Origin of the sequence: Flavonifractor sp. DFI.6.63 (assembly GCF_024462255.1) — a bacterium.
GTDB classification, from domain to species: domain Bacteria; phylum Bacillota; class Clostridia; order Oscillospirales; family Oscillospiraceae; genus Lawsonibacter_A; species Lawsonibacter_A hominis.
On sequence record NZ_JANGBE010000083.1, the window covers coordinates 1 to 558 of the forward strand.

General features: G+C 50.2%; 1 rRNA gene. It reads right to left on the bottom strand.

Features of this window, described 5'->3' with window-relative positions:
- Positions 1 to 558: ribosomal RNA gene (locus tag NE547_RS17980) — 23S ribosomal RNA — on the bottom strand; the annotation flags it as partial.

Here is a 558-nt window from a genome sequence, read left to right on the forward strand (position 1 = left end):
CGACTTCACCCCGTATTCGACGCTCCCCTACCCCTGTCCTAAGACAAGCCCAAGCTTCGGTTACATGCTTAGCCCCGTTATATTTTCCGCGCAGAGTCACTCGACCAGTGAGCTATTACGCACTCTTTTAATGAGTGGCTGCTTCTAAGCCAACATCCTGGTTGTTTTCGCAACTCCACATCGTTTTCCACTTAGCATGTATTTGGGACCTTAGCTGTGGGTCTGGGCTGTTTCCCTTTTGACCACGAGACTTATCTCACGTAGTCTGACTGCTAGTCATCAATTAGCCGGCATTCAGAGTTTGATAGGGTTCAGTAACCTTATCGGCCCCTAGCCCATTCAGTGCTTTACCTCCGGTAATCTAAACTAACGCTAGCCCTAAAGCTATTTCGGGGAGAACCAGCTATCTCCGAGTTCGATTGGAATTTCACCGCTACCCACAAGTCATCGCCGGTCATTGCAACGAACGTGCGTTCGGTCCTCCATGGGGTTTTACCCCCACTTCAACCTGCTCATGGGTAGGTCACCCGGTTTCGGGTCTATTGCCACTGACTTTAT